This window comes from Streptomyces ipomoeae 91-03, from assembly GCF_000317595.1.
Lineage (GTDB): Bacteria > Actinomycetota > Actinomycetes > Streptomycetales > Streptomycetaceae > Streptomyces > Streptomyces ipomoeae.
The window spans coordinates 1-5,966 of sequence record NZ_AEJC01000246.1 but is presented as its reverse complement, the minus strand read 5'-3'; the positions used below and the strand labels follow the sequence as shown (position 1 = coordinate 5,966).

General features: G+C 72.8%; 6 protein-coding genes. 3 read left to right on the top strand and 3 right to left on the bottom strand.

What is annotated here, in order from left to right; genetic code table 11:
* Positions 1–9 precede the first annotated feature (9 nt).
* The gene (locus STRIP9103_RS16020; protein WP_009312821.1) at positions 10–594 is read right to left on the bottom strand and encodes a rhodanese-like domain-containing protein; all 585 of its coding nucleotides are present in this window, start codon (positions 592–594) and stop codon (positions 10–12) included.
* Positions 595–716: 122 nt separating this feature from the next.
* Between STRIP9103_RS16020 and STRIP9103_RS16015 the strand changes: the two genes are divergently transcribed.
* On the top strand, positions 717–1,004 hold the full coding sequence (locus STRIP9103_RS16015) for a metal-sensitive transcriptional regulator (protein WP_009312829.1): 288 nt from the start codon (positions 717–719) through the stop codon (positions 1,002–1,004).
* Positions 1,005–1,428: 424 nt separating this feature from the next.
* Here STRIP9103_RS16015 and STRIP9103_RS16010 read toward each other — a convergent pair whose 3' ends face one another.
* Together STRIP9103_RS16010 and STRIP9103_RS16005 are read right to left on the bottom strand one after the other, a co-directional pair.
* Positions 1,429–2,175, bottom strand: a complete 747-nt coding sequence (locus STRIP9103_RS16010) for a sulfite exporter TauE/SafE family protein (RefSeq protein ID WP_009312827.1) — start codon at positions 2,173–2,175, stop codon at positions 1,429–1,431.
* Positions 2,172–3,992: an MBL fold metallo-hydrolase gene (locus STRIP9103_RS16005; RefSeq protein ID WP_009312819.1), complete on the bottom strand. Its 1,821-nt coding sequence runs from the start codon at positions 3,990–3,992 to the stop codon at positions 2,172–2,174. The genes STRIP9103_RS16010 and STRIP9103_RS16005 overlap by 4 nt, the downstream gene beginning before the upstream one ends.
* 249 nt (positions 3,993–4,241) lie before the next feature.
* Here STRIP9103_RS16005 and STRIP9103_RS16000 point away from each other — a divergent pair, with 249 nt between their 5' ends.
* Both STRIP9103_RS16000 and STRIP9103_RS15995 read left to right on the top strand, forming a co-directional pair.
* A complete protein-coding gene (locus STRIP9103_RS16000; RefSeq protein ID WP_009312825.1) occupies positions 4,242–5,330 on the top strand; it encodes an S-(hydroxymethyl)mycothiol dehydrogenase in 1,089 nt (362 codons plus the stop codon).
* Positions 5,330–5,959 (top strand): MBL fold metallo-hydrolase, encoded by a 630-nt coding sequence (locus tag STRIP9103_RS15995; protein ID WP_009312823.1) that lies wholly within the window; start codon positions 5,330–5,332, stop codon positions 5,957–5,959. The genes STRIP9103_RS16000 and STRIP9103_RS15995 overlap by 1 nt, the downstream gene beginning before the upstream one ends.
* The last annotated feature ends 7 nt before the right edge of the window (positions 5,960–5,966 follow it).

The following is a 5,966-nucleotide window of genomic DNA, read 5'->3' as shown; positions in this document are numbered from 1 at the left end:
CGCCTTGCGTCACCGCCTCCCGGGTGCCGTGAGCCTGGCGAGCGTGGCGTCGAGGTCCGCCGGGCGGGGGCGGTTGTGCGGCAGCTTGCCGAGCGTCACGGCCATCCCGCAGGTGTTGGTGAGCGCGGAGAGGACCAGGCCGCCCGCTATCCCGGCGGAGAGCAACTGCCAGGCCGGGTGCAGCAGTCCGAGGCCCAGCCCGACCAGGACGAGCCCACCTGCGGTGAGCCGGACCTGACGCTCCATCGCCCAGGTGGCCCGTGCGCCCGCGGCCGGCCGGTGCAGCTCATGGCCGCCGGCCGCCCAGGCGCTCGTACCGCCGGTGAGGGTGGCCGCCGCGATGCCGTGCCCGGCGAGCACCGCGCACGCCTTCTCCGACCGGGCCCCCGACGCGCACACGACCAGCAGCTCGGCGGTGGACTCCTTCAGCGCCGGCAGCGCTCGCTCCCACTGGTCGAGCGGGATGTTCAGGGCGCCCGGCAGATGCCCGGAGGCGTACTCGCCGGGCGTACGGACGTCGACGACGGTCAGCTCCGGCAGCCGCTCGCGGGCCTGCTCCGGGTCCAGGGGGCGGGGGGTGAGGGGAGTGGTCATGCTGTCCTGCGATCCTTTCGTGAGGGGTTCGGGTCGTGAAGGGTTCGGGTGGGAGTGAATCCCGGGGTGGTCGCGGGGGCGCGGTAAAATACCCCCACGGGTATATAGAGGAGTGGATGGCAGTGGAGCTGCAGTTCGAAGGCGATGAGCTCAAGTCGGTGCTGAACCGGCTGCGTCGGGCACAGGGGCAGATCTCCGGAGTGATCAAGATGATCGAGGAGGGACGCGACTGCGAGGACGTCGTCACCCAGCTCGCGGCGGCCTCCCGCGCCCTCGACCGGGCGGGGTTCGCGATCATCGCCACCGGGCTGCAGCAGTGCCTCACCGACGCCGAGAAGAACGAGCGGAACGGGGAGACGACGGAGCAGATGCGGGCTCGACTGGAGAAGCTGTTCCTTTCGCTGGCGTGAGGGGGGCCGGGAGGCTCCGCCTGCCGGTGTACGACCACGGCGGGGAGGCTGCGCCCGCCGGTGGTGTCTGACGGGCGGGGATGCTCTGCCTGTTGGTGGTGGGAGTAAGGCGGGGGAGGCCGCGTCCGCCGGTGGTGTGAGGCTGGCGGGGATGCTCCGCCTATCGGTGGTGCGAGCAAGGTCGGGGAGGCTGCGCCCGCCGGTGGTGTGTGACGGGCGGGGATGCTCTGCCTGTTGGTGGTGGGAGCAAGGCGGGGGAGGCCGCGTCCGCCGGTGGTGTGAGGCTGGCGGGGATGCTCCGCCTGTCGGTGGTGCGAGCAAGGTCGGGGAGGCCGCGTCCGCCGGTGGTGTGTGACGGGCGGGGGCGCTCTGCCTGTTGGTGGTGGGAGCAAGGCGGGGGAGGCTGCGCCCTTCGCCCGCCGGGTCACACCATCGCGTCGATCAGCATGAACGCGGCCACCGCCAGCAGTACCCAGGCGAAGGTCCGGCGGAGGGTCTCCCCGGAGACCTTGCCGGCCAGGCGTTTGCCGTCCCAGGCGCCGAGGATCGCGGCCCCGGTGAAGGGGGCGACGACCGCCCAGTCGAGTCCCTCGGCCGCGCCCGTGCGGGCGGCGAGGGCGGCCAGTGAGTTCACGGTGATGACGAGGAGGCTGGTGCCGACGGCGTCGCGCATGCGCAGTCCCACCACGTTCACCAGGGCTGGTACGGCGAGGAAGCCGCCGCCCACCCCGAGGACACCGGTGACCGAGCCGAGCCCGGCCCCGGACAGGGCGACCCGGCTCCTCCGTACCGTCGACTCCTCCCGACGGGTCGCCGAGGGACGCAGCATCCGGTACGCGGCCAGCCCGGCGACCAGCGCGAACGCCCCGGTCAGCACCGTGGACGGCAGATCCGCGGACAGCGCGCCGCCCAGCGCCGCGGGCACCAGACCGGCCGCCGCGAACAGGGTTCCGCCGGCCCAGCGGACGTTGCCCGCCCGGGTGTGTGCGGCCAGCGCGGTCGCCGAGGTCAGCGTGACGATCACCAGGCTCGCGGTGGTGGCGGCGGCCGGCGTGAAACCGAGCAGATAGATCAGCGCGGGCACGGCCAGCACACTGCCCCCGCCGCCCAACGCCCCCAGCGAGAGCCCGATCACGCCCCCGGCGAACAGGGCGAGAACGAGCGTACTCACGCCGCCGGGCCACCGGTCGTGCCGAGCGGTGCGCCGGATTCGGGGCTGCCGGATGCGGTGCGCGCCGGTCCGGGGGCCACGTCGAGCGTTGGCCGCGGGGCGGGACCCGCGATCGCGTCCGCCATCGCCTCGGCCGCCGGAGCACCGGCCCGTGCCTCCGTGACCACCGGCAGTCCCGCCTCCTCCCAGGCCGGCATCCCTCCGGTGACGTCGACGACGTCCGCCCCGCGTGCCCGGAGCAGTGTGGCCGCCTCCTGGGAGCGTCGCCCGGAACGGCAGATGGTGATGAGGGGGCGGTTCCGGGCGTGCGGGGGGAGGGGGGTTCCGGCGGTGAGGGCGGAGAGCGGGGCATGGACGGCGGCCGGAGCGTGTCCGGCGGCCCACTCCTCAGGCTCTCGTACGTCGAGGAGTACGGCGTCGCCGTCGGCGCCCGTGCGTTCGTGGGCCCGGGCCGGGGTGATGCGCGAGAGGGGGAGCCCGGCGTCGGCCGCGGCGGCGAAGCCGTCGTCCACGGCGACCACGTCGTGGCCGGCCGCGTCGAGGAGCGAGGCGGCGATACCGGCCCGCATACCACCGGCGCAGTGCACCCACACCGTGCCGTCGGGTATCTCGCCGAGCCGGTCGCGCAGTTGGTGCACGGGGATGTGGGCCGACCCGGCGATGTGCCCGCCGGCCCGCTCGGAGTCCCGTCGGACGTCCAGGACCACGACCCCCTCGGCGCCGTACACCTTCGCGAGTTCGGCGAACGTGCCGCGCGGGAAGCCGCGTGGCCGCTCGCCCTCCCGCAGCCAGTCGGCGGGCGAGCCGGTCGAGGCCGCGGCGGGGCGGTCGATGCCGACCCGCACCAATTCGCGCTGGGCATGGGCCAGTTGGTCCGGAGACTCGGCCAGCAGTGTCACCGGCTTGCCCCACGGCAGCAGCCAGGCGAGATACGTGGCGAGCTGTCCCTCCGCCTCGAAGTTCACCGATCCGGCCACATGCCCCTCGGCGAACGCGACCCGGTTGCGCAGATCCACGACCCACTCGCCGGCCGCCAGCCGCGCGGCGATCTCCTCCGCGTCCGCCGGTGCCGCCGGTGTCAGATCCACGGGGGCGGGCCCGTCGGCATTGGTGGGACCCATGTGCGCGTAGTACGCCGGTACGTCGTCGAGGCCGGCCAGCAGCTCGGCGACGAACGTGTCCGCGTCCTTGACCAGGGCCTCGTTGGTGACCCGCTCCCGCCCGATGGTCGTGGTCGTATCCGTCGCCCGCCCGGCGGAACAGAAGCTGCCGAAGCCGTGCGTGGGCAGTACGGCCGTCTCCTCGGGCAGCTCGGCGGCGAGCCGGTGCGCCGAGGCGTGCTGGGCGCGGGCCAGCTCACCCGTGAGCCGGGGCTCGACGAGGTCCGGCCGCCCGACCGTGCCGATGAGCAGTGAGCCCCCGGTGAACGCGGCCACCGCCCGGCCGCCCTCCTGAAGGACGTACGCGGTGTGGTGCGGGGTGTGCCCGGGCGTGGCGACGGCGCGCAGCGTCAGATCCGCGTCGATCTCCACCGAGTCGCCGTCGCGCACCGGCACCCGCTCGTAGGCGACCCGCGCCCCGGCGGGCACCAGGTAGGCGGCACCGGTCAGCCGGGCCAGCTCCAGGCCACCGGTGACGTAGTCGTTGTGGACGTGCGTCTCGACGACGTACGCGATGCGCACGCCCCGCCGGGCGGCAGCCGCGATCATCCGGTCGATGTCCCGCGGCGGATCGACCGCCACGGCGCCGCGCGGCCCGCCCGCCAGATAGCTGCGGTTGCCCAGCCCCGGCACCTCGATGGTGTCGACGAAGTACACGGCAGCGCTCCTCTCCTGGTTCGAATGCCTGAGCACCCTCGGGGAAATTACCCCCGGGGGTATGCAGTCAACGGTAGCAGAAATACCCGGGGGGGTATCTGAGGAGAGTGGGAGACAGGTCTCGCACAGGCGGCGCGGGCACTCTTTTCGGTCATGTCTCCGCATGCATCGGAGGCCCTACCGGCTGGTCAGTCCGTAGGGTGACCATGGGCGGGGGACCGCCCGCCTCGAACGAAGGAAGGGTTCACCATGGCGCAGGAAGTACGCGGCGTGATCGCACCGGGCAAGAACGAACCGGTGCGGATCGAGACGATCGTGGTCCCCGATCCCGGGCCGGGCGAGGCTGTGGTGAAGGTGCAGGCGTGCGGGGTGTGCCACACCGATCTGCACTACAAACAGGGCGGCATCAACGACGACTTCCCGTTCCTGCTGGGCCACGAGGCGGCCGGTGTGGTGGAGTCCGTCGGCGAGGGCGTCACGGATGTCGCCCCCGGTGATTTCGTCATCCTCAACTGGCGTGCGGTGTGCGGGAACTGCCGGGCCTGTCGACGCGGTCGGCCCTGGTACTGCTTCGCCACGCACAACGCCAAGCAGAAGATGACCCTCGCCTCGACCGGCCAGGAACTGTCACCCGCCCTGGGGATCGGCGCCTTCGCGGAGAAGACGCTCGTCGCCGCCGGGCAGTGCACCAAGGTCGACCCGGCCGCCGCCCCCGCGGTCGCCGGACTGCTGGGCTGCGGGGTGATGGCGGGCATCGGCGCCGCCATCAACACCGGCAATGTGGGCCGGGGCGACAGCGTCGCCGTCATCGGCTGCGGCGGCGTCGGGGACGCGGCCATCGCCGGGTCCCGGCTGGCCGGCGCCGAGAAGATCATCGCCGTCGACATCGACGACCGGAAGCTGACCACCGCCAAGAAGATCGGCGCCACCCACACCGTCAACTCCCGCGAGACCGACCCGGTCGAGGCCATCCGCGAACTCACCGGTGGCTTCGGCGCCGACGTCGTCATCGAGGCGGTCGGCCGCCCCGAGACGTACAAGCAGGCCTTCTACGCCCGCGACCTCGCCGGCACGGTCGTCCTCGTCGGCGTACCGACACCCGAGATGAAGCTGGAGCTGCCGCTGCTCGACGTCTTCGGTCGCGGCGGCGCGCTCAAGTCGAGTTGGTACGGCGACTGTCTGCCGGACCGCGACTTCCCCATGCTGATCAACCTCTATCTCCAGGGCCGTCTGGACCTGGAGGCCTTCGTCACCGAGACCATCGCCCTCGACGAGGTCGAGAAGGCCTTCGAGCGGATGCACCACGGCGACGTCCTGCGCTCGGTGGTGACGCTCTGATGGCCGCGCGCATCGAACACCTCGTCACCTCGGGCCAGTTCACGCTCGACGGCGGCACGTGGGACGTCGACAACAACGTCTGGATCGTCGGCGACGACCACGAAGTGATCGTCATCGACGCCGCCCACGACGCCGACGCCATCGCCGAGGCCGTGGGCGGACGCACCCTGCGGGCCATCGTGTGCACCCACGCCCACAACGACCACATCGACGCCGCACCCGCCCTGGCCGAGCGCACCGGCGCCCCGATCTGGCTCCACCCCGACGACCTGCCGCTGTGGAAGCAGACCCACCCCGACCGCACGCCGGACCACTGGCTGGCCGACGGCCGGATCATCGAGGCCGCCGGCGCCGACCTGAGGGTCCTGCACACCCCCGGCCACGCACCGGGCGCCGTCTGCCTGTACGCCCCCGGCCTCGGCACCGTCTTCACCGGCGACACCCTCTTCGCCGGCGGCCCGGGAGCCACCGGCCGCTCCTACTCCCACTTCCCGACCATCATCGACTCCATCCGCGACCGTCTTCTCACCCTCCCGCCCGACACGACCGTCCGCACCGGCCACGGCGACAGCACGACCATCGGCGCCGAGGCCCCGCACCTGGAGGAGTGGATCGCCCGCGGTCACTGAGCACCGC

Excerpts from the sequence above, each read along its gene's own strand:
- STRIP9103_RS16020 (WP_009312821.1), bottom strand. The coding sequence starts at position 594 with ATGACCACTCCCCTCACCCCCCGCCCCCTGGACCCGGAGCAGGCCCGC.
- STRIP9103_RS16000 (WP_009312825.1), top strand. The coding sequence starts at position 4,242 with ATGGCGCAGGAAGTACGCGGCGTGATCGCACCGGGCAAGAACGAACCG.
- STRIP9103_RS15995 (WP_009312823.1), top strand. The coding sequence starts at position 5,330 with ATGGCCGCGCGCATCGAACACCTCGTCACCTCGGGCCAGTTCACGCTC.